This is a genomic window from Micromonospora matsumotoense, assembly GCF_900091525.1.
In the GTDB taxonomy this organism is placed as follows: domain Bacteria; phylum Actinomycetota; class Actinomycetes; order Mycobacteriales; family Micromonosporaceae; genus Micromonospora; species Micromonospora matsumotoensis.
On sequence record NZ_FMCU01000001.1, the window covers coordinates 202,413 to 225,674 of the forward strand.

A 23,262-nucleotide genomic window follows, 5' to 3' on the forward strand; every position below is an offset into this window, starting at 1 on the left:
GCAAACCCAACCCCGGTGATTCCGCCCACCGGGGCGGCGGAGTCACCCGATCGGGATCAACTACGGTGCGTAGGATTCGCTGCGTGAAGCGATCCGTCCGGTTCCCGGTCCCCGCCACGCTGGTCCGCCTGCTCGACCGCCACCCGGTCCCGGCCACCCTGCTGCGCCGCCTCGCGTACGCCTCGATCGTGGCCAACGTGGCCATCGTGGTGACCGGTGGGGCCGTCCGGCTCACCGCGTCGGGGCTGGGCTGCCCGACCTGGCCCCGGTGCACCGACGCGTCGTACACCACCACGGCCGAGATGGGGGTGCACGGGGTGATCGAGTTCGGCAACCGGCTGCTCACCTTCGCCGTCGGGGCGATCGCCCTGGCCACCCTGTTGGCCGTGCTGGCCCACCGGCCCCGACGCACCGGGCTGCTGGGGCTGGCGGTCGCGGTGTTCCTCGGCATTCCGGCGCAGGCCGTCATCGGCGGGATCACCGTGCTGACCAACCTCAACCCGTGGGTGGTCGGGCTGCACTTCCTCGCCTCGATGGCGGTCATCGCGGCGGCGTACGCCCTCTGGCGGCGGGTGGTCGACCCGGACGGGCCGGCGGTGCCCGTGGCGCCCCGGCCGCTGCGCACCCTGGCCCTGCTCACCACCGCGGTCAGCGTGGCGGTCCTGGTCGTCGGCACCTGGGTGACCGGCAGCGGCCCGCACGCCGGCGACCACGGGGCGGCCCGCAACGGGCTCGACCCGGAGACGATCTCCCAGGTGCACGCCGACGGGGTGTTCCTGCTGATCGGGCTCTCCGTCGCCCTCGTCCTCGCGTTCCGGGCGGTCGACGCGACCGGCCCGGCCCGGGCCGCCCTGGTGCTGGTCGCCGTGGAGCTGGGGCAGGGCCTGATCGGCTTCGTGCAGTACTTCACCCACCTGCCGGCCGTGCTGGTCGCCGCGCACATGCTCGGCTCCTGCCTGGTGCTGCTGGCCACGCTGGGGATGCTCTGGTCCACCCGGCAGCGCCGGCCGGTCACCGCCGACCCGGCGTCGCCGCCGACCGTGCAGCGGGTGCCCGCCACCGTCTGAGCGCACCGGGGCGTGCCGCCGCTGTCCGGGACGTCCGGTGGGCGGTGGGCCACCCAGGCTGGGCGACCCGCCCGGCGCGGCCGGGACGGTCAGCGGCGGGCGAGGTGGGTCAGCACCGCCTCGGCAAGGCGGTCGGGGGCGCCGTCGGCGTACCCGAGGAACAGCGACGGCTCGGTCAGCTCCAACTCGATCAGCACGGGTGTGCCGTCCGGGCCCGGGAGCAGGTCCACCCGGGCGTAGAGCAGCCGCTGCGGACCGCCCGGGACCTCGGCCAGCACCTGCGCGGCGACCGCCAGCTGGGCGTCGGCGGCGGTACGTGGCCTGATGTCCTCCGGCCGGAACAGCCCCTCGACGCCCAGGTCCGGGCCATCGAGCATGGCGCCCTTGCGGATGGCGTGGCTGAACGTGAGGCCGTCCGGGCCGGCCACGAAGAGCAGGGCGGTCTCGCCGGCGGTGTCCACCACGTCCAGGTAGGGCTGGATCATGGCGACCCGACCGGCCGCCGACAACCGGTGGACGTGGGCGGCGGCCAACTCCCCGTGTCGCGGGTCGGCGGCGTCGTACCGGCCGGTGTCCTGGCTGCCGGAGCTGACCGTCGGCTTCACCACGTACTCGCCGGGCGGCGGGGGCGGGACCCAGGTGTCGCCCGGCGCGACCCAGGAGGTCGGCACGGTGGGCACTCCGGCGGCGGCGAGTTCGCCGAGGTAGCGCTTGTCGGTGTTCCACTCGACCACGTCGGCGGGGTTGACCAGGGTCGGCACCGTACGGGCCCAGGCTACGAACTCGTCGCGGCGCGGGGCGTAGTCCCACGGCGAGCGGAGCACGACCAGGTCGTAGCGGCCCCAGTCGACCCGGGGGTCGTCCCAGACGGCGGCCTCGACGGTGACGTCACGGGCCGCCAGCGGGGCGAGCACGAGCCGGTCGTCGGCGTAGAGCTCGGCGAAGCCGGAGCAGGTAACGAGAGCGACCCGGGGTTTCCCCCGGGTCGACTGGTGGTGGGTCACGGTGCCGTTTGTCAGCGGGCCATCGTGGGTCAGCGGGCCATCGTGCGCCGGGCCATCGACCGCCACAGGTCGTTGCTCGGCCGCATCTGGTCCATCAGCTCACGCTCCCAGGCGTTCTCGACGGTGACTCCCGCCTGGGCGCACGCCTCCCGGGCGGTCACGGTGTCGTCGGCGAACTGGTCGCCCCACGCACCGTCGGCGCCGACCAGGACGATCCGCGCGCCACGCTTGCCGACGTACTCGATGACCGCCTTCGCGCCACCGTGTCCGGCGGCGAAGGACTTGATGCCCGAGACCAGCCCGTTGGGGGCCGGCTCGGCGGTCTGTTCAGCCGTCAGCGTCGTATCGGAACCTTCTGCCATACGCGAAGCCTAAGCAGAGCCGCACCCCGACGCGCGAGAATCATGAACTATTTGTGATACCAATTACCCGAGGGTTTATCGGAAATCGAAGGCAGATTGCCCGCACATGTCGGATAAATACGGGCACAACGCCCTGTAGGTATCGCCCCGATTTGTCCAGCTCATGGCGGCTTGCGGTACCCGAAGAAAATCTCACCATCCGGACGCGATTCCGGCCATCCGGCCGGCGTCGTCGACCGTTCGGACCCACCGTCGGCAGAGCACGGCGGGGCGGGCCGGGCCGGCGGTCAGAGCAGCGCGTCGAGGGCCACCGCGGCGAACACGATGGTCAGGTACGTGGTCGACCAGTGGAACAGGCGCATCGGCTTGACCGGCTCGCCCCGGGTCACCCGGCGGCAGAGCTTGTGCGCCTCGACCAGGAAGGCGGTGCCCACCACGGCGGTCGGCACCCCGTAGATCGCGCTCATGCCCAACGGCCACAGCGCCAGTGAGGTCGCCACGGTGAGCCAGGCGAAGATCAGGATCTCGGCGTTCACCCGCCGGGCCGAGGCCACCACCGGCAGCATCGGGATGCCGGCCCGGGCATAGTCGTCCTTGTACTTCATCGCCAGCGGATAGAAGTGCGGCATCTGCCAGAAGAAGACCACCGCGAACAGCACCCAGGCCGCCGGTGCCAACGACCCGGTCACCGCGGCCCAGCCGATCAGGACCGGGGCCGCCCCGCACGCCCCGCCCCAGAAGGTGTTCGCCGTCGTGGTCCGCTTGAGCCAGAGCGTGTAGACCAGGTCGTAGTAGACGATCGCGGCCAGCGTCAGCGCCGTCGCCAACAGGTTGGTGAACGTCGCCATCAGGGCGACCGACACCGCCGCCAGCACCAGACCGAAGATCAGGGCGCTGCGGGGCGAGACGGTGTGCGCCGGCAACGGACGCCGCTTGGTCCGCCGCATCAACTGGTCGATGTCCCGGTCGATGTAGCAGTTGAGCACGCTGGCCGCACCGGCGGCGAGCGAGCCACCGACCAGCACCACCGCCATCAGCCACAGCGACGGCAGACCGCTGTCGGCGAGCATCATCGCCGGCACCGTGGTCACCAGCAGCAACTCCACGATGCGTGGCTTGGTCAGCGTCACGTACGCCGCCAGCACCGCCCGGACGTCCCGTCGGCGGGACGTCGGCTCCCCGGCCACCGCGCGCACCGGCGGCTGCCCGGCAGAGTTGCTCACGGGGCGCTCGGTGATCATGCTCACGGATTGCCACCTTCCGGCGTCGGCAGGGGAAGTCGGTTCGGCGGGGCCCCGTCGGGGCCCGCACACCGCACCACACACTACGCGCTGTCGTTTTCGCTGCCCGGGCGACCCGACAACGGTGCGGGCCGTCACACCTGACGGGTGACCGAACGATCAGACCCGCCCGTACGTAACTGCCTGCTGAGATCCCCGGGCGGACGTTTAGACCCGCTCGATAGGGTCACCAGTGAGGGTTCCGCCCATCTGCCGAGGAGCACAACCATAGTGGCTGCCAACCGACCCGCACTCAACTGGACCGACCTCGACCGCCGGGCCGTCGACACCGTCCGCGTCCTGGCCATGGATGCCGTGGAGAAATCCGGCAACGGCCACCCCGGCACCGCGATGAGCCTCGCGCCCGCGGCGTACCTGCTGTTCAACCGGGTGATGCGGCACAATCCGGCCGACCCGAACTGGCCCGGCCGGGACCGGTTCGTGCTGTCCGCCGGGCACTCCAGCCTGACGCTCTACATCCAGCTCTTCCTCGCCGGCTACCCGCTGAGCCTGGACGACCTGAAGTCGCTGCGGCAGTGGGGCTCGCTCACCCCGGGCCACCCGGAGCACGGGCACACCCCGGGCGTCGAGACCACCACCGGTCCGCTCGGGCAGGGCCTCGGCAACGCGGTCGGGATGGCGATGGCGGCCCGCCGCGAGCGCGGTCTGTTCGACCCGGAGAGCGAGCCGGGCGCGTCGGTCTTCGACCACCACATCTGGTGCATCGCCTCCGACGGCGACATCGAGGAGGGCATCAGCCACGAGGCGAGCGCCCTCGCCGGGCACCAGCAGCTGGGCAACCTCGCGCTGATCTACGACGACAACGAGATCTCCATCGAGGACGACACCCGCATCGCCAAGAGCGAGGACGTCGCCGCCCGCTACGCGGCGTACGGCTGGCACGTGCAGACCGTCGACTGGCGGGCCGGCGACGCCGACCAGGGCGACTACCACGAGGACGTGGAGGCGCTCTACCAGGCGCTGCTGGCGGCGAAGGCCGAGACCGGCCGTCCCTCGTTCATCGCGCTGCGCACCATCATCGGCTGGCCCGCGCCCAACAAGAAGAACACCGGCAAGATCCACGGCTCGGCGCTCGGCGCCGACGAGGTCAAGGCCACCAAGGAGATCCTCGGCTTCGACCCGCAGCAGAGCTTCCAGGTCGACGAGGACGTGCTCAGCCACGCCCGGGGAGTGCTGACCCGGGGCACCGAGGCCGAGCAGGCGTGGACCGGCGAGTTCGACGGTTGGGCGCAGGCCAACCCGGAGCGCAAGGCGCTCTACGACCGGATCGCCGGCCGGGTGCTGCCGCAGGGCTGGACGGACGCGCTGCCGACCTTCCCCGCCGACGCCAAGGGTGTCGCCACCCGGGCCGCCTCCGGCAAGGTGCTGGAGGCCCTCGCCCCGGTGCTGCCCGAGCTGTGGGGCGGCTCGGCCGACCTGGCGGAGAGCAACAACACCACCATGAAGGGCGAGCCGTCGTTCATCCCGGCCGCCCACGCCACCAAGGACTTCCCCGGCCACGAGTACGGCCGCACGCTGCACTTCGGCATCCGTGAGCACGCCATGGGCTCGATCCTCAACGGCATCGCCCTGCACGGCGGCACCCGCCCGTACGGCGGCACCTTCCTGGTCTTCAGCGACTACATGCGCCCGTCGGTACGGCTCGCCGCCCTGATGAAGCTGCCGGTGACCTACGTCTGGACGCACGACTCGATCGGCCTCGGCGAGGACGGGCCGACCCACCAGCCGGTAGAGCACCTGACCGCGCTGCGCGCCATCCCGGGCCTGGACGTGGTCCGCCCCGCCGACGCCAACGAGACCGCCTGGGCCTGGCGGCAGGCGCTGGAGCACACCGACCGGCCGACCGCGCTGGCGCTGAGCCGGCAGCCGCTGCCGACCCTGGACCGCGAGCAGTACGCCGGCGCGGAGGGCACCGCCAAGGGCGGGTACGTGCTGGCCGAGGCGTCCACCGGCAAGCCGCAGGTGATCATCGTGGGTACCGGCTCCGAGGTGCAGCTCTGCCTCACCGCCCGGGAGCGGCTGGAGGCCGACGGCACCCCCACCCGGGTCGTCTCGATGCCCTGCCAGGAGTGGTTCTACGAGCAGGACGAGGCGTACCGGGAGTCGGTGCTGCCGCGCGGCGTCCGGGCCCGGGTGAGCGTGGAGGCGGGCATCGGGATGTCCTGGCGCGGTGTCGTCGGCGACCTCGGCGAGAGCGTCAGCCTGGAGCACTACGGCGCCAGCGCGCCGCACACCGTGCTGTTCGAGCAGTTCGGATTCACCCCCGACCGGATCGTGGCCGCCGCGCACGCGGCGCTGACCCGGGTGGGCGACATCACCGGTTTCACGACCGGCAACTGAGGGGAGCGTGGACGGCATGACGGACAGACTGGGTGACCTCACCGCCGCCGGAGTGGCGGTCTGGCTCGACGACCTTTCCCGGGTACGACTGAGCTCCGGCGGGCTGGACCAGCTCCGCCGCGAGAAGCACGTGGCCGGGGTGACCACCAACCCGACCATCTTCGCCAAGGCGTTGAGCGACGCCGACGAGTACAACTGGCAGCTGAAGGACCTCGCCACCCGGGGCATCGAGGTCGAAGAGGCCGTCCGGATGCTCACCACCTACGACGTGCGGTGGGCGTGCGACGTGATGCGCCCGTCGTACGACGGCAGCGACGGCGTCGACGGTCGGGTCTCCATCGAGGTCGACCCCCGGGTCGCCCACGACACCGACAAGACGGTCGCCGAGGCCAAGGCGCTGTGGTGGCTGGTGGACCGGCCGAACCTGTTCATCAAGATCCCGGCGACCGAGGCGGGGCTGGCGGCGATCACCGCGACCCTGGCCGAGGGGATCAGCGTCAACGTGACGCTGATCTTCGGGCTGGACCGCTACTCCGCGGTGATGGAGGCGTTCCTCGCCGGTCTGGAGCAGGCCAAGGCCAACGGCCACGACCTGTCCGTGATCGGCTCGGTGGCCTCGTTCTTCGTCTCCCGGGTCGACTCCGAGATCGACAAGCAGCTGGACAAGATCGGCTCCGAGGAGGCCAAGGCGCTGCGCGGCAAGGCCGCCGTGGCCAACGCCCAGCTCGCCTACGAGCGGTACACCGAGGTCTTCTCCTCCGACCGCTGGCAGGCCCTGGCCGACGCCGGCGCCCACCCGCAGCGCCCGCTCTGGGCGTCGACCTCCACAAAGAACCCGGACTACCGGGACGTGATCTACGTCGAGGAACTGATCGCGCCGGGCACCGTCAACACCATGCCCGAGTCGGTCGTCACCGCGTACGCCGAGCACGGCGAGACCCGGGGCGACACCGTCACCGGCGCGTACGACGCCGCCCGGAAGGTCTTCGCCGACCTGGCCGCCGTCGGCATCGACATGGCCGACGTGATCGCCACCCTGGAACGGGAGGGCGTGGAGAAGTTCGAGGCCAGCTGGGGTGAGCTGCTCGAAGGCGTCCGCACGTCGCTGACCGCGGCGGCGCAGGGCACCGGCGCGCCGAACGAGGCCGCCAAGGGCAACGCCGAGGCGGCCCGGCGGGCCGGGGGCAACGCGTGACCGACGGCGTCGCAGGCGTCGCGGGGCCCGGCCCCGCGACGTGCCACGCCGTCGTCACCGCACCACCGGTGGCGACGTGAGTGATCTGCTGACCGGCGGGGCCGTTGCCGCCGCCGGTCTCGCGGTGCCCGGGGCGGACGCGGTCGGATCGACCGCGCCCGCCGCCGTACCGGCTGCCCTGTACGCGCGGGGCATCCCGGTGGCACCATCCGACCGGGGCCGGCCGATGCTGCGCCGGCCCCCGGCCGACAGGCCGGCCGCACCGGCCCGGCTGGACGCGATCGGACAATGGCGGGCGTGACGATGGACGACATGGACCAGACGGAGCGAGGAGACGGCGTGAATCCGCTGCGCGACGCGCAGGACCGAAGGCTCCCCCGGATCCCGGAGCCGTGCGCCCTGGTGATCTTCGGGGTGACCGGTGACCTGGCGCGCAAGAAGCTGCTGCCGGCGGTTTACGACCTGGCCAACCGGGGGCTGCTGCCGCCCGGATTCGTGGTGCTGGGCTTCGCCCGCCGGGACTGGGGCGACGGCGACTTCGAGGCGTTGGCCCACGAGTCGGCGAAGAAGCACGCCCGGACACCGTGGCGGGAGGAGGTGTGGGGCCGGCTGGCCGGCAACGTCAAGTTCGTCGGTGGCTCGTTCGACGACGACGCCGCCTTCGACAAGCTCGCCGCGACCCTGAACCAACTGCGCGACAGCCACGGCATCCACGGCAACGCCGCGTTCTACTTCTCCATCCCCCCGTCGGCCTTCCCGGTGGTGCTCAAGCAACTAGCCCGCACCGGCATGGCCGACAACGACAAGTGCGGCGGCTGGCGGCGGGTGGTGGTGGAGAAGCCGTTCGGCAACGACCTGCCCTCGGCCAAGGAACTCAACGACCTGGTCGACGACGTGTTCACCCGCCAGGACGTCTTCCGGATCGACCACTACCTGGGCAAGGAGACGGTCCAGAACATCCTCGCCCTGCGGTTCGCCAACAACCTCTTCGAGCCGCTGTGGAACTCCAAGTACGTCGACTCGGTGCAGATCACCATGGCCGAGGACGTCGGCATCGGCAGCCGGGCCGGCTTCTACGACTCGGTCGGCACCGCCCGGGACGTGCTCCAGAACCACCTGCTCCAACTGCTCGCCCTGGTCGCCATGGAGGAGCCCACCAGCTTCGACGCCGACGAGATCCGGGCCGAGAAGCTGAAGGTGCTCAAGGCGATCACCCTGCCGAAGGACGTCGCCCGGGGCACCGTGCGCGGTCAGTACCTGCCCGGTTGGGTGGGTGGCGAGCGGGCCGTCGGCTACCTCGACGAGGACGGCGTCCCCGCTGACTCGACCACCGAGACGTACGTCGCCGTGGAGCTGGGCATCCAGAACCGCCGCTGGGCCGGGGTGCCGTTCTACATCCGGGCCGGCAAGCGGCTGCCCCGCCGGGTGACCGAGGTGGCCATCATGTTCAAGAAGGCCCCGCACCTGCCGTTCAACACGGCCGACATGGAGTCGCTGGGCAACAACCAGCTGGTCATCCGGGTGCAGCCGGACGAGGGCGTGGTGCTCAAGTTCGGGTCGAAGGTGCCCGGCACCACCATGGAGGTCCGCGACATCGCGATGGACTTCCAGTACGGCGAGGCATTCACCGAGTCCAGCCCCGAGGCGTACGAACGGCTCGTGCTGGACGTGCTGATCGGGGACCGGACGCTCTTCCCGGACGCCTCCGAGGTGGAGCAGAGCTGGGCGGTGGTGGACCCGCTGGAGCACTCCTGGGAGGGCACGAAGCCGGAGCCGTACCGCTCCGGTGAGTGGGGTCCCCGGGCCTCCGACGAGATGCTGGCCCGCGAGGGCCGGGCTTGGAGAAGAGCATGATCGGGCTGTGGGACACCACCGGCAACGAGGTGGTCAAGGCGCTCGCCGCCGAGCGGCGCAGCGCGGGCGGGGTGGCCAGCGGGATGGCGCTCACCCTGATCGTGGTGGTCGACGAGAAGCGGGTCCGGGAAGCGGAGGCGGCGGCCACCATCGCCGCCGCCGCCCACCCGTGCCGGCTGCTCGTCGTGGTGCGCGCCGACGTGGAGCGGGAACGCAACCGGCTGGACGCGGAGATCGTGGTCGGTGGCCGGCTGGGCCCGTGCGAGGCGGTGGTGACCCGGATGTACGGCCGGTTGGCCCTGCACGCCGAGTCGGTGGTGATGCCGCTGCTGGTGCCGGACGTACCGGTGGTCACCTGGTGGCACGGCGAACCGCCGGCGGAGATCGCCACCGACTTCCTCGGGGTGGTCGCCGACCGGCGGATCACCGACTGCGCGCAGGCCGTCGACCCGATCGAGGCGCTGCGGGAACGGGCCCGGGACTACTCGCCCGGCGACACCGACCTGGCGTGGACCCGGATCACCCCGTGGCGCACCCTGGTCGCCGGCGCGTTCGACACCACCGAGGCACGGGTCACCGAGGCGACCGTGGTGGCCCCGCGCCGGGACCCGACGGCGGCGCTGATGCAGGGGTGGCTGGCCGCCCGGCTCGGCATCCAACCGCAGTGGCAGCACACCGACGACCACCCGAGGATGCGTCAGGTGCAGCTGCGCTGCGCCAACGGCGACGAGCTGACGCTGACCCGGGACGACAGCATGGCGACGTTCCGGCGTACCGGCCAGGACGACCGGATGCTGCCGCTGGTGCGTCGCCCGCTCGGTGACGAGCTGGCCGAGGAGCTGCGCCGGCTCGACGCCGACCAGGTGTACGCCGAGGCGTTGGGCACCGCGGCCGGCCTGGCCGGCCTGGAGCAGCGGCCGGCCCAGCGGGTGCACGTCTGGAAGGACCCGGCCACCGCGCGACGGGCGGAGGCGGGCGTGTCCGCCCACGCCGACACCAGCACGACATCCTGACCGAACCGACCGGTGGGCGGTCCTGCGGGGCCGCCCACCGGTCGGTTCGGGGCCAGCCGGGTCCGCTCCGGGAGACGGACGGACGCCGACGGAGTCGGTGCCTCTCCCCCGCCCGTCGGCGGAGTCGACCGGTTGCCCCGCACCGCACGACGAGACCCCTGGTGACACCGGCACCCGGCGGGCCGACCGGTCCCCGCCCCCCACGAGCAGGACCGCGCCGAGCGGTCAGGAAACGAAGGCCAAGATGAGTGAGGCGAGTGTCGCGGTCCACGCCGACGCCGATCTGCTGGCGCAGGCGGTGGCGGCCCGGCTGGTGGTGAAGCTGCTCGACGCGCAGGCGGAGCGGGGGGCGGCGTCGATCGTGTTGACCGGCGGGCGGATCGCCGCGGCGGTGCACCGGGCGGTGCTCACCCTGCCCGCCCACGACGCCGTCGACTGGTCCCGGGTGGACATCTGGTGGGGCGACGAGCGCTTCCTGCCGGCCGGCGACCCGGAGCGCAACGAGACGCAGGCCCGGGCCGCGCTGCTGGACCTGGTGCCACTGGACCCGGCCCGGGTGCACCCGATGCCGGCCACCGACGGCCCCACCGGCGACGACCCGGAGACCGGCGCCGCCGCGTACGCCGAGGAGCTGGCGCGGGCGGCCCGGCCCGGGCACGCCGCGCTGCCGCACTTCGACGTGCTGATGCTGGGCGTCGGCGAGGACGGGCACGTGGCGTCGGTCTTCCCCGAGCACCCGGTGCACCACGACACCCGGCCGGTCAGCGCGGTGCGGGGCAGCCCGAAGCCCCCGCCGGTGCGGACCACCCTCACCCTGCCGGCGATCAACACCGCCGAGGAGGTCTGGCTGGTCGCCAGCGGGGCCGACAAGGCGCGGGCGGTGGGGATGGCGCTGGCCGGGGCCGGCCCCAAGCAGCTGCCCGCCGCCGGGGTGCAGGGCGTCTCGCGGACCCTCTGGCTGCTCGACCGGGCGGCGGCGGCCGACGTGCCGGCCCGGCTGCGCAGCCTGCGCTGAGCGGGGGCCGGTCCGCCCGCACCCGGGGTCAGCTCACCCCACCGCCGAAGCGGTCACTCCCGGCCGCGTCGGCGGCGCAGGGCGGCCAGTGCCTCGGCCAGCAGCGCCTCCCCCTCCTCCGGGGTACGCCGCTCCTTCACGTACGCCAGGTGGGTCTTGTAGGGCTCGGGGCGGGCGCGTCCGGGCGGGTTCTGCGCATCCTGACCGGCGGGCAGCCCGCAGCGCGGGCAGTCCCAGACGGCCGGCTCCTCGGCGTCCACCGCCAACCGGATCTCGGTGACGTGGTCGTTGCGGCACCAGTAGGTGACCGCGCGGCGGGGGGCCGGCTCGTACCGTTCGGTGGGGCGCTCTGGTGCCGCACCGATTCGTGAACCACGGATGACGTTGCCACTGGGCACGGTTGCTCCTGTCGTCGGAGGGGACCACCGCCTGAGGCGGGCGGTGGGCGACGTGGCGGAGAAACAAACTGCGCGCGGTCCGTGACGGACCGCGCGCAGATTGTACGACCTGATCGAGTCGCTCAGGACCCGCTGTTGAGCTGGAGCCGGAGCCAGAGGCCGAGCCCGACGATGCAGGCGAACCAGACGATGCTCACCAGGACGGTGTAGCGGTCCAGGTTCTTCTCGGCCACCGACGAGCCGGCCAGGCTGGAGCTGACCCCGCCGCCGAACATGCTCGACAGCCCGCCGCCCTTACCCCGGTGCAGCAGGATGAGCATGGTGAGCAGAACGCTCGTGATGACCAGCAACACGATCAACGTGTATGCGAACCAGATCGGCATGGCTGGGGTCAGTCCTCTCGTTACGATCCTCGCCCGGACAGATCGGGCACGGCGGCACCGACCGACGGACGGGCGGAGTCAAGAATAGCGAGCGATCAGCGACCCGTGTGCTCCGGGAACCGGCAGATCTTCGCGAACTCCTCAGCGTCCAGGCTGGCCCCGCCCACCAACGCACCGTCCACGTCCGGCTGCGCCATGATCGACGCGACGTTCGACGACTTGACCGAGCCGCCGTAGAGGACCCGGACCTGGTCCGCGGTGCCCTGGTCATAGGTCTCGGCCAGCCGCTTGCGGACCTCCCCGCAGACCTCCTGGGCGTCCTCCGGGGTGGCCGTCTTACCGGTGCCGATCGCCCAGACCGGCTCGTACGCCACCACGACCTTGGTGACCTGCTCGGCGGTGAGGCCCTTGAGCGCGCCGTCGAGCTGGTCGCAGCAGTGCGACACCTGCTTGAGCTGCTCGCGGATCTCCAGGCCCTCACCGATGCAGAGGATCGGGGTGAGCCCGTTGGCCAGCGCGGCGGCCACCTTGGCGTTGACCAGCGCGTCGTCCTCGTAGTGGTACTGCCGCCGCTCCGAGTGCCCGACCGCCACGTACGTGCAGCCCAGCTTGGCCAGCATCGCCCCGGAGATGTCCCCGGTGTACGCGCCGGACTGGTACGGCGACAGGTCCTGCCCGCCGTAGCCGATGAGCAGCTTGTCGCCGTCCACCGCGGTCTGCACGGTGCGCAGGTCGGTGAAGGGCGGCAGGACCACCGTCTCGACGGCGGTGAGCTGCTGCTCGGTGAGGCTCGCGGCCAGCTTCTGCACCAGCAGGTTGGCTTCGAGGTGGTTGAGGTTCATCTTCCAGTTGCCGGCCATCAACGGCCGGCGGGTGACACTCGCCATCAGTCCTCCAGGGCCGCGATGCCGGGGAGGGTCTTGCCCTCCAGGTATTCCAGGGAGGCGCCGCCGCCCGTGGAGATGTGCCCGAACGAGGACTCGTCCAGCCCGAGGGCCCGGACGGCCGCCGCGGAGTCACCGCCACCGACCACGGTGAACGCGTCGGTCTTGGTGATCGCCTCGGCGACACCCCGGGTACCGTTGGCGAACGCCGGCATCTCGAACACGCCCATCGGGCCGTTCCAGAAGACCGTCTTCGCCGGGGACAGCGCGGCGGTGAAGCCGGCCACCGTCTCCGGACCGATGTCCAGGCCGAGCCGGTGGCTCGGGATGCCGTCGGCGGGCACCGTGTCGTGCGCGGCGTCCGGGGCGAAGGCGTCCGCGACCACCACGTCGACCGGGAGCAGGATCTTGCCGTCGGCGCGGGCCAGAAGGTTGCCGCAGGTCTCGACCATCTCCTGCTCCAGCAGCGAGGTGCCCACCTCGTGGCCCTGGGCCTTGAGGAAGGTGAAGCACATCCCGCCGCCGATGAGCAGCCGGTCGACCTTCGGCAGCAGCGCCTCGATCACCGCCAGCTTGTCGGAGACCTTGGAACCGCCGAGCACCACCACGTACGGGCGCTCCGGCTCGCCGGCCAGCCGACCCAGCACCTCGACCTCGCGCAGCACCAGCCGGCCGGCCACGTGCGGCAGCCGGGCCGGTACGTCGTGGACGCTGGCGTGCTTGCGGTGTACGGCGCCGAAGGCGTCGTCGACGTACGCCTCGCCGAACGCGGCGAGCTGGTCGGCGAAGGCGCCCCGCTCGGCGTCGTCCTTGCTGGTCTCCCCCTTGTTGAAGCGGAGGTTCTCCAGCAGCGCGACCTGACCGTCGGCCAGCGCGTCCACGGTGGTGCGGGCCGACTCGCCGACGGTGTCGGTGGCGAAGTGCACCGGCGCGTCGAGCAGCTCGCCGAGCCGCCCGGCGACCGGACGGAGGCTGTACTTCGCGTCCGGGGCGCCCTTCGGGCGGCCCAGGTGCGAACAGACCACGACCTTCGCCCCGGCCTGGACGAGCGCACCCAGGGTGGGCAGGACGGCCCTGATCCGGCCGTCGTCGGTGATCTCCCCGGTCTGCTTGTCGAGGGGGACGTTCAGGTCGGCGCGCACCAGCACGCGCCGACCCGACACCCCCTCGGCGAGCAGGTCGTCGAGGTTGCGGATGCTCACAGCGAGGAACCCACCAGCTTGACCATGTCGACGAGCCGGTTGGAGTAGCCCCACTCGTTGTCGTACCAGCCGACGACCTTGACCTGCTTGCCGACGACCTTGGTCAGCGGCGCGTCGAAGAGGCACGACGCGGCGTCGGTGACGACGTCGGAGGAGACGATCGGGTCCTCGTTGTAGACCAGGATGCCCCTGAGCGGACCGTCGGCGGCGGCCTTCATCGCTGCGTTGACCTCGTCCGCGGTGGTTTCCCGGCTGAGGCTGACCGTCAGGTCGGTGGCCGAACCGGTCGGGATCGGCACCCGCAGCGCGTAGCCGTCGAGCTTGCCCTTGAGCTCCGGCATGACCAGGGCGATGGCCTTGGCGGCACCGGTCGAGGTCGGCACGATGTTCAGCGCGGCGGCGCGGGCGCGACGCAGGTCCTTGTGCGGCCCGTCCTGGAGGTTCTGGTCCTGGGTGTAGGCGTGGACCGTCGTCATCAGACCGTGCTCGATGCCGAACGTGTCGTGCAGGACCTTCACCATCGGCGCGAGGCAGTTCGTGGTGCACGACGCGTTCGAGATGATGGTGTGCTTGGCCGGGTCGTACTGGTCGTGGTTCACGCCCATGACGACCGTGACGTCCTCGTTCTTCCCCGGAGCGGAGATGATGACCTTCTTGGCCCCGCCGTCGATGTGCGCCTTGGCCTTGGCGCCGTCGGTGAAGAAGCCGGTGGACTCGATGACGACGTCCACGCCGGCGTCGCCCCACGGCAGCTTCGACGGGTCCTTCTCGGCGAACGCCTTGATGGTCTTGCCGCCGACGATGATCTCGTCGGCGGTGGCCTTGACCTCGTGCGGCAGGCGACCGAGGATGCTGTCGTACTTGAGCAGGTGGGCGAGCGTCGCGTTGTCGGTCAGGTCGTTCACGGCGACGACCTCGATGTCGGCGTCGGACGCCAGCACGGCCCGGAAGAAGTTACGGCCGATGCGGCCGAAGCCGTTGATGCCAACCCGGATGGTCACAGGTCCCATCTCCTCGCGTTCTGGTCCGCCGACGTCAGAACCGGGCCGGCGGAGGTGTGTTCGCCGGCCGGTGAGCCGGCCGTTGACGATTCGTCTCGGCCACCCCGCCACGGTCTGCTAGGACCTGACCGCCCGAGGCGGTGTGCACGGCGAGGAGTGCCTGTGCCGGCCCCCTTGCCGTACCTGACGACCCTATCCGAGCGTGCCGCGTCGTCCTGCGGCGGGTGGTGACCCCGTCGGGTCGACGGCACGGCACGCCCCACCCACCCGAGCCGTGGCACGTCGCTCCCGCCGGCTCGTGCCTCGCACTCGCCCGCAGGATGGCGGCTCACCGTCCCATCAGACCACGAGCATGTCCGGCGTGACGGCCGCTTCGGTATCCGGAATGCCCAGGTCACGGGCCCGCTTGTCGGCCAGCGCCAGGAGCCGGCGGATCCGCCCGGCGATGGCGTCCTTGGTCAACGGCGGGTCGGCGAGCGCACCCAGCTCCTCCAGCGACGCCTGGCGGTGCTCCAGCCGCAGCTGGCCGGCCGAGGTGAGGTGGTTCGGGGCGTCGTCGGCGAGGATCTCCAGCGCCCGGGTGACCCGGGCGGCGGCGGCCACCGCCGCCCGCGCCGAGCGGCGCAGGTTGGCGTCGTCGAAGTTCGCCAGCCGGTTGGCCGTGGCCCGCACCTCGCGGCGTACCCGACGCTCCTCCCAGGCCAGCACGCTGGAGTGCGCGCCCACTCGGGTGAGCAGCGCGGCGATCGCGTCACCGTCCTTGACCACCACCCGGTCCACCCCGCGCACCTCGCGGTTCTTGGCGGTGATGCCGATCCGGCGGGCCGCCCCCACCAGGGCCAGCGCGGACTCCGGCCCGGGACAGGTGATCTCCAGCGCGCTGGATCGGCCCGGCTCGGTCAGCGAGCCGTGCGCCATGAACGCCCCCCGCCAGGCCGCCACCGCGCAGCAGACGTTCGCCGCCACCACGTGCGGCGGCAGGCCGCGTACCGGCCGGCCCCGGACGTCGAGCAGACCGGTCTGCCGGGCCAGCGCCTCGCCGTCCTTGACCACCCGGACGATGAAGTGGCTGCCCTTGCGCAGCCCTCCCGAGGCGAGCACGTGGATCTCGCTGGGATAGCCGTAGACCTCGGCGATCTCCCGGCGCAGCCGGCGGGCCACCGCCCCGGTGTCCAACTCCGCCTCCACCACCACCCGACCGGAGACGATGTGCAGCCCACCGGCGAAACGCAGCAGCGCCGCCATCTCCGCCCGCCGACAGCAGGGCTTGGGCACGTCGACCCGGCTCAGCTCGTCCTTGACCGCAGCCGTCATCGCCATAGTGCGCCCCCTCACGGACCGGTACCGGCGTGTCGCCGGTGATTACGTACGTGCTTAACGATCGGCGCCCAGGACAGGCACCAGTGCGGCTGCCAGGGCGGCCGGATCGTGACGGGGCGTGCCGTCGCCGACGGCGACCGGGGCGAGGACCAACCGGGCACCCAGCGATTCTGCCGCACGCCCGACCGGTTCGGGATCACCCACCGCCTTGGAGTCGGCCACCACGTGGTCCACGGTGAGCTGCGGAAGGTACCAGCGCAGGGCGGCCAGGTGATCGGCCACCGAGAGGCCCAGGGTCTCCTGCTCGGCGGCCAGGTTGAGGGTGACCAGCCGCCGGGCCGGGCTGGTCACGATCGCCTCGGCCAGCCCCGGCACCAGCAGGTGCGGCAGCACGCTGGTGTACCAACTGCCCGGTCCGAAGATCAACCAGTCCGCGCCCTCGACCGCGGCCACCGCCTCGGCACAGGCCACCGGGGCGTCCGGGGTGATCCGCAGCGCCTCCACGGTGCCGGTGGTCACCGCCACCTGGTGTTGACCACGCACGGTGCGTACCTCGTCGGGGTGGGCCGGGTCGACGCCACGGACCCGGGCCTCGATGTCCACCGGCTGGGCGGACATCGGCAGCACCCGGCCGACCGCGCCGAGCATCGCCCCGGCGTGCGCCAGCGCGGCGACCGGGTCGCCGAGCTGCTCCATCAGGCCGCAGAGCACCAGGTTGCCCACCGCGTGGCCGGCCAGCCCGTCCCGGGTGTCACCGGCGAACCGGTGCTGGAACAGCCCGGCACTGCGCCGGGTCGCCGGATGGTCCCCGGCCAACGCGACCAGGGCCTGCCGCAGGTCACCGGGGGGCAGGCCGCCACGTTCGCGGCGTAACCGGCCGCTGGAACCGCCGTCGTCGCCGACGGTGACCACGGCGGTGATGTCGAGGTCCAGCTCCCCGGCGCAGTGCCGCAGCGCCCGCAGCGAGGCGGACAGGCCGTGCCCCCCGCCGAAGGCGACCACCGACGTCACCGTCATTCCCGCCCCAGGTCCCGGTGCTGCGCGTTGGCGGCCAGCCCCGACTGGCGCAGCCGCTCGGCCAACTCCTCGGCGATCGCCACGCTGCGGTGCTTGCCACCGGTGCAGCCGACGGCCACCGTCAGGTAGCGCTTGCCCTCCCGCTCGAACCCGGCGGTGGTGGCGTTGACCAGGTCGGCGTACGAGGCGACGAAGGCGTCCGCGCCCTCCTGGCCGAGCACGTACGCGCTGACCGCCGCCTCCCGACCGGTGTGCTCCCGCAGCTCCGGCACCCAGTACGGGTTGGGCAGGAACCGGGCGTCCAGCACGAAATCGGCGTCCGGCGGCAGGCCGTACTTGAAGCCGAAGGAGAGCACGGTCAGCCGCAGCCGGCGGGCGTCCTCCCCACCGAACAGCTCCTCGACCCGACGACGGAGCTGGTTGACGTTGAGGTGGCTGGTGTCGATGATCACATCAGCCTGGTCCCGGGCCTCCTCCAGCAGGGCGCGCTCGACGGCGATCCCGTCGGCCAGCCGTCCCCCGCCCTGCAACGGGTGCGACCGGCGGACGCTCTCGAACCGCCTGATCAGCACCTCGTCGTCGGCGTCGACGAAGACCACCCGGGGCGAGAAGCCGCGTTCCTTCAGCTCCCGGATCGCCCCGGCCAGGTCGGTGGAGAAGGCCCGCGACCGCACGTCCAGCACCATCGCGGTACGCCGGGCCGCGCCACCGGCCTTCATCGCCAGCTCGGCCATGTCCAGCATCAGCGCCTGCGGCAGGTTGTCCACCACGTAGTAGCCGACGTTCTCCAGGGCGCGCGCCACCGTGCTGCGACCACCGCCGGACAGGCCGGTGACCACCACCAGCGTGGTGTCCGACTCGGCTGTGCCGCCCTCGACGTGCCCGCCGGTTGTCCGCGCCTCGCCCATCCCACCACTCCCGGTTCCGTGGCGGCGAGCCCCGATGGGTCCCGTACCGCACAGGGTCAGTCGACGACTCTATCCCGGCGGGCGGCGTCGATCCCGGCACGCCCGACGGCGGGTCGCCCGGCAGCACGGACCCGCCGGCGGCACGAAGTCAGCCGGCGGCGCGACCCACCGCTCGACCGGCACCCGGCCGCCGGGAGCATCATTCGACACGCAGCCGTATGCCCGCCCGTCATATTCATGACGGACGGGCATACGGCTGTCCGGGAAAGGTGTGGCCGCTCGACGGTCGCGAACGTCAGCGGCGGTTGCGCAGCGCCTTGACCCGGTCACGACCGAGCACGCCGAGATAGTCCCCCGGCTCGTCGAGACAGGAGTCGACCTCGGCCGCCCCGACGATCTCGGCGAGCCGGGCGGCCAGGTCGTCGGGGTCCGGCTGCACCTGCTCGCAGAGCCGGACGTGCACCGCCCGCAGGGCGCCGCCGATCTCGGCCGGCTCCTCCTCGTACGTCTCCCAGGCGTCCCAGAGGTAGCCGGCGAGACCGTCCCAGGCGCGGGCGGCCCGCTCGACCAGCACCAGCGTCTCCTGGGTCGGCGGCCGTTGGGCGAGCACCTCGACCTCCTCGACGATCGCCCGGCCGGCCTTCTCCACGTCGTGCAGGTCCCACCGGTCGCCGCTGGTCGCCTCGTGGGCCAGGTTGTCGATCGTCCGCCGGATGTCGTCCAGCTCGCCGGTGGTGAGGGGTTCGAGCTGGCCGGCGTGTGCCCGCAACCTGTTCTCCAGCACGCGATCCGTGGCCGCCCACTCGGCGACCAGCGACGCCAGCCGGCGGGCGGGAATACCGCGCGCGAGTTCGGCCAGCTCGGTGAGCCTGGGATCGACTTCCACGGCCGACGGCGGGGTGGCCGCCGAGGACCACGAGAATCCGTCTTCCAGGGCAGCGGCGGTGAGGGCCACCGCGTACCCGCACAGCTCCGCACCGGCCGGGCAGTCGCACTCGACGGTGAAGCCGTCCGCCGTGACCCCCACCCAGACCTCGTACGGCGGTTGCCCGGCTTCCCGGATCACGCAGGATGCTCCCCCGCCGACCGCCACGATCTCCGTCGGCTGACCGGCTGCCTGGAGCTTGTCCGCCGCCGCGCAGGCCACAGACCCGGCCTCGGCCCGAAGGGCCTCGATGTCGATGCGTACCGCCATCCGGCCATCTAACCGGGTGTGGGTGACGCCGCCGGCATCAGGGCGGGGGCTGCCCGGCGAGCGGGTCAGCCGTGCAGGCCACGCCGCAGGCCGACGACGAACGACGACCAGGCGCCCCGGTCGAAGAGGAGTGCCGGCCCCTGCGGGTCCTTGGAGTCCCGCACCGCCAACGCGCCGGAGAGTTCGGCCACCTCAACGCAGTCCGAACCATTTGCGCTACTACGAGCACTCTTACGCCAGCTCACGTTCGCAAGGTCGGGCGTGGTCATCACGATGCTCCTCAGGCCAAGACTCAGTCTTGAAGCTCGGCGGAGATCCTGACGAGAAAGTCGGCAGACTGGTCAGGGTCGAGCGCCTTCGCACGTAGGTGGTCGAAGACGAGCTTATATCGCGAGACCTGCTGTTCCTCCTCCAGCAGGAGCGTATTGGTGTCGTTGTCCACGTAGACGATGGCCGGGTCGAGCGCTGGCTCCGCATAGTCGAGAATCGTGAAGGCACCACCCATCGAGGCGTGCGCGCCCGCAGCAAAGGGCAGCACCTGCACCTCGACGGCTGGTAGCTGACATGCCTCGATGATGCGCCCCAACTGAACGCTCATGATCTTGGCTCCGCCAACGACTCGTCGCACCGCAGCCTCGTCCAGGATGATCCAGAGCTTCGGAGGCGCATCCCGCGTGAGCAGGATCTTCCGTGCCTGACGCGCCGCGATGACTCGATCGACCTCGTCCTTGCTTGCAGTCGTGCGTCCGGCGTGGATGATCGCTCGCGCGTACTCCTCGGTCTGCAACAGACCTGGGATGTGAAGGCTCTGGAACGTGCTGATCGACTCCGCCTCCGCCTCGAATCCGACGTAGTCATCGGGCAGCACGTCGCCGTACACGCTCCACCAGCCCTTCTGCCGGGCCTGACGCGCAAGACTGGTCAGCGCATCCCGCTCCTCGGAAGATGCGTCGTAGAGATCCAGGAGCTTTCGCAAACCGTCCGCAGCGATTCCGCTGTGCCCCTGCTCGATGCGTATCACCTTTGCTCGATGCCAGCCCACCGAGCGGGCAACGTCATCGACCGTCAGACCTCGCAGGTCACGCAAGCGACGCAGTTCACGACGCAGTCGACGCGCACGAATCGTGGGACTCGCAGCCGACGCCATAGCGGTACCTCCTACCCAGGCCAGAGAGGCGGACACGACAGCCAGAGTGTCCGGTTGCATGCAGTCTGACACAGTCGAGTGCTACGTTGCAAGATCGGTTGCCATGGTGCAGTCTCAGTGCTTCAAGCTGTTGAGGCCAACCGAAATCCGGGGGTAACAGTGACTGACAATCGATCGTCGCGGTGGGGGCAGTCCGGGTCCGACTTTCATCGTGACCTGGCGGCCATGCTCGACCGGGCCGACGTGTCCGAGCGGGTCCGGGCCGCCATCGCACACGCGCTGGCGAAGCCGGATGCTCTCTCGTCGTACGCCGACTCCCTGGTCACCCACTACCCGACCGAGCGCGAGCGGCGGTCGGACCGCAACGGGCCGCCGGCCGGGGCCTACCAGCTGGACCGCCGGTGGACGCTGCACCTGTCCTACCTGGCGGCCGACCTGGGCGAGGCTCGCGACCAGGCCGTCGTCTATACGGAAGGGCTGACGATCCTGCGCCCCGAGCTGGCCGCGAACGCCGCGCTGCTGTCCCGGGCCGATGCCTGGAACCACGTCGAGCCGGTCTTCTGCGGCCGGATCGGCCCCGACGGCGAGGTCTGCATGGACGTCACCGGGCACCCCGGCTTCCACAGCGCGGCCGGCCTCGGCGGACTCTGCTGGGGCGAGGGGGACAGCTGCGGGTGACGGCGCCGGGCAACGGGTGGCTCCGGCGAAGAAACGACTCAGGGCGACGGTGGGGCTACGGGGCGGGCGGGACGGGTCCAGGGGGCGTCGTGGACGGCGTTGTCGGGGCGGGCTCGTAGACTCCCCGGATGGTCTCCCCCACCGAGCTGCGCGCCTCCGACGCCCTCGACGTGCTCCGCCGGGTCTTCGGCTACGACGCCTTCCGGGGCTTCCAGCAGGAGATCATCGACCACGTGGTGGCCGGCGGGGACGCCCTGGTGCTGATGCCCACCGGTGGCGGCAAGTCGCTGTGCTACCAGGTCCCGGCGCTGGTCCGCGACGGCGTCGCGGTGGTCGTCTCCCCGCTGATCGCCCTCATGCAGGACCAGGTCGACGCGCTGACGGCGGTCGGCGTACGCGCGGGTTTCCTCAACTCGACGCAGGACTACGCCGCCCGGCGTACGGTCGAGCAGGCGTTCGTCGACGGTGCGCTGGACCTGCTCTACCTGGCCCCCGAGGCGCTGGGCACCCGGGGCGTGCAGCAACTGCTCGACCGGGGCCGGATCGGCCTGTTCGCCATCGACGAGGCGCACTGCGTGTCCCAGTGGGGGCACGACTTCCGCCCGGACTACCTGGCCCTGTCGATGCTGCACGAGCGGTGGCCGACGGTGCCCCGGATCGCGCTGACCGCGACCGCCACCAGCGCCACCCGGGCCGAGATCGCCACCCGGCTCCAACTCACCGAGGCCCGGCACTTCGTGGCCAGCTTCGACCGGCCCAACATTCAGTACCGGATCGTGCCCAAGAAGGAGCCGCGCAAGCAACTGCTGGCCCTGCTGCGCGACGAGCACCCGGGCGACGCCGGCATCGTCTACTGCCTGTCCCGGGCCTCGGTGGACAAGACCGCCGAGTTCCTGGTCGCCAACGGGGTCGCCGCGCTGCCCTACCACGCCGGCCTGGACTCGGGCACCCGCGCCGCCAACCAGCAGCGTTTCCTGCGCGAGGACGGCCTGGTCATGGTCGCCACGATCGCCTTCGGGATGGGCATCGACAAGCCGGACGTCCGCTTCGTGGCCCACCTTGACCTGCCCAAGTCGGTCGAGGGCTACTACCAGGAGACCGGGCGGGCCGGCCGGGACGGGTTGCCGTCGACGGCGTGGCTCGCCTACGGCCTGCAGGACGTGGTGCAGCAGCGCAAGATGATCGAGACGTCCGACGGTGATCTGGCCCACCGCCGTAACCTCGCCACCCACCTGGACGCCATGCTGGCGCTCTGCGAGACGGTCCGCTGCCGCCGGGTGCAACTGCTCGAATACTTCGGCCAGCCCGGCACGGCCGACTGCGGCAACTGCGACACCTGCCTGACCCCGCCGGAGACCTGGGACGGCACGGTGGCCGCGCAGAAGCTGCTCTCCACCGTCTACCGGCTCGACCGGGAACGCAACCAGCGCTTCGGCGCCGGGCACTGCGTCGACATCCTGATCGGCAAGCAGAACGACAAGATCAGCCAGTACGGCCACGACGCGCTGAGCACCTTCGGCATCGGCACCGAGCTGCGCGAGGCGGAGTGGCGCGGGGTGGTCCGGCAACTGCTCGCCGAGGGGCTGTTGGCGGTCGAGGGCGACTACGGCACGCTGGCGCTCACCGAGGCCAGCGCGGAGGTGCTGGCCCGCCGCCGCACGGTGACCATGCGCCGGGAGCCGGAGAAGGTGGCCTCGACCCGATCGGCCAAGCCGCGCGGCGCAGCCACCGTGGTCGCCGAGCTGGACCCGGCGGCCGGGTCGCTGTTCGAGCGGCTGCGCGCCTGGCGGGGGGCCACCGCCAAGGAACAGGGCGTGCCGGCGTACGTGATCTTCCACGACGCGACGCTGCGGCAGATCGCCACCGACTCCCCCACCTCGCTGGCCGAGCTGTCCCGGATCAGCGGCGTCGGCGAGAACAAGCTCGCCAAGTACGGCGAGTCCATCCTCACCGTCCTCGCCGACCAACCCTGACCGCC

The 23,262-nt window shown here is 71.8% G+C and carries 23 protein-coding genes; 9 read left to right on the forward strand and 14 right to left on the reverse strand.

Annotation, left to right across the window (positions count from 1 at the left end):
* Window positions 1-83: 83 nt before the first annotated feature.
* Complete coding sequence (locus GA0070216_RS00870) at window positions 84-1,067, forward strand: COX15/CtaA family protein (protein ID WP_425413120.1); 984 nt, start codon at window positions 84-86, stop codon at window positions 1,065-1,067.
* An 89-nt stretch (window positions 1,068-1,156) separates the two neighbouring features.
* On the opposite strand, the gene GA0070216_RS00875 is transcribed toward GA0070216_RS00870, so the two are convergent.
* The 3 genes from GA0070216_RS00875 to GA0070216_RS00885 all read right to left on the reverse strand — a co-directional run bounded on the left by GA0070216_RS00875 (window position 1,157) and on the right by GA0070216_RS00885 (window position 3,680).
* Window positions 1,157-2,071 carry an ATP-grasp domain-containing protein gene (locus GA0070216_RS00875; RefSeq protein ID WP_091238790.1) on the reverse strand — a complete coding sequence of 305 codons (915 nt, stop codon included), beginning with the start codon at window positions 2,069-2,071 and terminating at the stop codon, window positions 1,157-1,159.
* A gap of 29 nt (window positions 2,072-2,100) precedes the next feature.
* Window positions 2,101-2,433, reverse strand: coding sequence for a hypothetical protein (locus tag GA0070216_RS00880; RefSeq protein WP_091237324.1), 333 nt, complete (start codon window positions 2,431-2,433; stop codon window positions 2,101-2,103).
* 287 nt (window positions 2,434-2,720) lie between these two features.
* On the reverse strand, window positions 2,721-3,680 hold the full coding sequence (locus GA0070216_RS00885; protein ID WP_091237325.1) for a heme o synthase: 960 nt from the start codon (window positions 3,678-3,680) through the stop codon (window positions 2,721-2,723).
* A 264-nt stretch (window positions 3,681-3,944) separates the two neighbouring features.
* On the opposite strand from GA0070216_RS00885, the gene tkt reads away from it, so the two are divergent.
* From tkt to pgl, 6 genes are all read left to right on the forward strand, one after another.
* The gene (gene tkt / locus GA0070216_RS00890; RefSeq protein ID WP_091237326.1) at window positions 3,945-6,074 is read left to right on the forward strand and encodes a transketolase; all 2,130 of its coding nucleotides are present in this window, start codon (window positions 3,945-3,947) and stop codon (window positions 6,072-6,074) included.
* 16 nt (window positions 6,075-6,090) lie between these two features.
* On the forward strand, window positions 6,091-7,269 hold the full coding sequence (gene tal, locus GA0070216_RS00895; RefSeq protein ID WP_091237327.1) for a transaldolase: 1,179 nt from the start codon (window positions 6,091-6,093) through the stop codon (window positions 7,267-7,269).
* 76 nt (window positions 7,270-7,345) lie between these two features.
* Window positions 7,346-7,570, forward strand: coding sequence for a hypothetical protein (locus GA0070216_RS00900; RefSeq protein ID WP_091237328.1), 225 nt, complete (start codon window positions 7,346-7,348; stop codon window positions 7,568-7,570).
* Between the two features lie 2 nt (window positions 7,571-7,572).
* Window positions 7,573-9,123, forward strand: a complete 1,551-nt coding sequence (gene zwf, locus GA0070216_RS00905) for a glucose-6-phosphate dehydrogenase (RefSeq protein ID WP_091238794.1) — start codon at window positions 7,573-7,575, stop codon at window positions 9,121-9,123.
* Window positions 9,120-10,136 carry a glucose-6-phosphate dehydrogenase assembly protein OpcA gene (locus GA0070216_RS00910; RefSeq protein ID WP_091237329.1) on the forward strand — a complete coding sequence of 339 codons (1,017 nt, stop codon included), beginning with the start codon at window positions 9,120-9,122 and terminating at the stop codon, window positions 10,134-10,136. Before zwf ends, GA0070216_RS00910 begins: the two co-directional genes overlap by 4 nt.
* 244 nt (window positions 10,137-10,380) lie before the next feature.
* Window positions 10,381-11,151, forward strand: a complete 771-nt coding sequence (pgl, locus tag GA0070216_RS00915; RefSeq protein ID WP_091237330.1) for a 6-phosphogluconolactonase — start codon at window positions 10,381-10,383, stop codon at window positions 11,149-11,151.
* Window positions 11,152-11,204: 53 nt separating this feature from the next.
* Here the strand turns inward: pgl and GA0070216_RS00920 are convergent, their stop codons facing one another.
* The 11 genes from GA0070216_RS00920 to GA0070216_RS00970 form a co-directional block, all read right to left on the reverse strand.
* The gene (locus GA0070216_RS00920; RefSeq protein ID WP_091237331.1) at window positions 11,205-11,549 is read right to left on the reverse strand and encodes an RNA polymerase-binding protein RbpA; all 345 of its coding nucleotides are present in this window, start codon (window positions 11,547-11,549) and stop codon (window positions 11,205-11,207) included.
* Between the two features lie 122 nt (window positions 11,550-11,671).
* Window positions 11,672-11,932: a preprotein translocase subunit SecG gene (gene secG, locus GA0070216_RS00925; protein WP_088645052.1), complete on the reverse strand. Its 261-nt coding sequence runs from the start codon at window positions 11,930-11,932 to the stop codon at window positions 11,672-11,674.
* Window positions 11,933-12,027: 95 nt separating this feature from the next.
* Window positions 12,028-12,819, reverse strand: coding sequence for a triose-phosphate isomerase (gene tpiA / locus GA0070216_RS00930; RefSeq protein ID WP_091237332.1), 792 nt, complete (start codon window positions 12,817-12,819; stop codon window positions 12,028-12,030).
* The gene (locus GA0070216_RS00935) at window positions 12,819-14,018 is read right to left on the reverse strand and encodes a phosphoglycerate kinase (RefSeq protein WP_091237333.1); all 1,200 of its coding nucleotides are present in this window, start codon (window positions 14,016-14,018) and stop codon (window positions 12,819-12,821) included. The genes tpiA and GA0070216_RS00935 overlap by 1 nt, the downstream gene beginning before the upstream one ends.
* Window positions 14,015-15,019, reverse strand: coding sequence for a type I glyceraldehyde-3-phosphate dehydrogenase (gene gap, locus GA0070216_RS00940; protein ID WP_091237334.1), 1,005 nt, complete (start codon window positions 15,017-15,019; stop codon window positions 14,015-14,017). The genes GA0070216_RS00935 and gap overlap by 4 nt, the downstream gene beginning before the upstream one ends.
* A gap of 339 nt (window positions 15,020-15,358) precedes the next feature.
* Window positions 15,359-16,339, reverse strand: coding sequence for a DNA-binding protein WhiA (gene whiA, locus GA0070216_RS00945; protein ID WP_091237335.1), 981 nt, complete (start codon window positions 16,337-16,339; stop codon window positions 15,359-15,361).
* A gap of 54 nt (window positions 16,340-16,393) precedes the next feature.
* Entirely contained in the window at window positions 16,394-17,356 is a 963-nt protein-coding gene (locus GA0070216_RS00950) for a gluconeogenesis factor YvcK family protein (RefSeq protein WP_091237336.1), read from the reverse strand.
* A complete protein-coding gene (gene rapZ, locus GA0070216_RS00955; RefSeq protein ID WP_091237337.1) occupies window positions 17,353-18,264 on the reverse strand; it encodes an RNase adapter RapZ in 912 nt (303 codons plus the stop codon). Before rapZ ends, GA0070216_RS00950 begins: the two co-directional genes overlap by 4 nt.
* 295 nt (window positions 18,265-18,559) lie before the next feature.
* Window positions 18,560-19,459 carry a hypothetical protein gene (locus GA0070216_RS00960; protein WP_091237338.1) on the reverse strand — a complete coding sequence of 300 codons (900 nt, stop codon included), beginning with the start codon at window positions 19,457-19,459 and terminating at the stop codon, window positions 18,560-18,562.
* 65 nt (window positions 19,460-19,524) lie between these two features.
* Complete coding sequence (locus GA0070216_RS00965) at window positions 19,525-19,728, reverse strand: DUF397 domain-containing protein (RefSeq protein WP_091237339.1); 204 nt, start codon at window positions 19,726-19,728, stop codon at window positions 19,525-19,527.
* A 23-nt stretch (window positions 19,729-19,751) separates the two neighbouring features.
* Window positions 19,752-20,606 (reverse strand): DUF5753 domain-containing protein, encoded by an 855-nt coding sequence (locus GA0070216_RS00970; RefSeq protein WP_091237340.1) that lies wholly within the window; start codon window positions 20,604-20,606, stop codon window positions 19,752-19,754.
* Between the two features lie 225 nt (window positions 20,607-20,831).
* Here GA0070216_RS00970 and GA0070216_RS00975 point away from each other — a divergent pair, with 225 nt between their 5' ends.
* Both GA0070216_RS00975 and recQ read left to right on the forward strand, forming a co-directional pair.
* Window positions 20,832-21,284, forward strand: a complete 453-nt coding sequence (locus tag GA0070216_RS00975) for a hypothetical protein (RefSeq protein ID WP_245722237.1) — start codon at window positions 20,832-20,834, stop codon at window positions 21,282-21,284.
* 128 nt (window positions 21,285-21,412) lie between these two features.
* Window positions 21,413-23,257: a DNA helicase RecQ gene (gene recQ / locus GA0070216_RS00980; protein WP_091237342.1), complete on the forward strand. Its 1,845-nt coding sequence runs from the start codon at window positions 21,413-21,415 to the stop codon at window positions 23,255-23,257.
* Window positions 23,258-23,262: the final 5 nt, after the last annotated feature.

Bases quoted from the DNA above. Each gene is read 5' to 3' on its own strand.
- GA0070216_RS00910 (WP_091237329.1), top strand. From the start codon at position 9,120: ATGATCGGGCTGTGGGACACCACCGGCAACGAGGTGGTCAAGGCGCTC.
- GA0070216_RS00950 (WP_091237336.1), bottom strand. From the start codon at position 17,356: ATGACGGTGACGTCGGTGGTCGCCTTCGGCGGGGGGCACGGCCTGTCC.
- tal (WP_091237327.1), top strand. From the start codon at position 6,091: ATGACGGACAGACTGGGTGACCTCACCGCCGCCGGAGTGGCGGTCTGG.
- GA0070216_RS00970 (WP_091237340.1), bottom strand. From the start codon at position 20,606: ATGGCGTCGGCTGCGAGTCCCACGATTCGTGCGCGTCGACTGCGTCGT.
- GA0070216_RS00880 (WP_091237324.1), bottom strand. From the start codon at position 2,433: ATGGCAGAAGGTTCCGATACGACGCTGACGGCTGAACAGACCGCCGAG.
- pgl (WP_091237330.1), top strand. From the start codon at position 10,381: ATGAGTGAGGCGAGTGTCGCGGTCCACGCCGACGCCGATCTGCTGGCG.
- secG (WP_088645052.1), bottom strand. From the start codon at position 11,932: ATGCCGATCTGGTTCGCATACACGTTGATCGTGTTGCTGGTCATCACG.
- tpiA (WP_091237332.1), bottom strand. From the start codon at position 12,819: ATGGCGAGTGTCACCCGCCGGCCGTTGATGGCCGGCAACTGGAAGATG.
- GA0070216_RS00975 (WP_245722237.1), top strand. From the start codon at position 20,832: ATGCTCGACCGGGCCGACGTGTCCGAGCGGGTCCGGGCCGCCATCGCA.
- whiA (WP_091237335.1), bottom strand. From the start codon at position 16,339: ATGGCGATGACGGCTGCGGTCAAGGACGAGCTGAGCCGGGTCGACGTG.
- GA0070216_RS00965 (WP_091237339.1), bottom strand. From the start codon at position 19,728: ATGACCACGCCCGACCTTGCGAACGTGAGCTGGCGTAAGAGTGCTCGT.
- GA0070216_RS00960 (WP_091237338.1), bottom strand. From the start codon at position 19,459: ATGGCGGTACGCATCGACATCGAGGCCCTTCGGGCCGAGGCCGGGTCT.
- recQ (WP_091237342.1), top strand. From the start codon at position 21,413: ATGGTCTCCCCCACCGAGCTGCGCGCCTCCGACGCCCTCGACGTGCTC.
- rapZ (WP_091237337.1), bottom strand. From the start codon at position 18,264: ATGGGCGAGGCGCGGACAACCGGCGGGCACGTCGAGGGCGGCACAGCC.
- zwf (WP_091238794.1), top strand. From the start codon at position 7,573: ATGGACGACATGGACCAGACGGAGCGAGGAGACGGCGTGAATCCGCTG.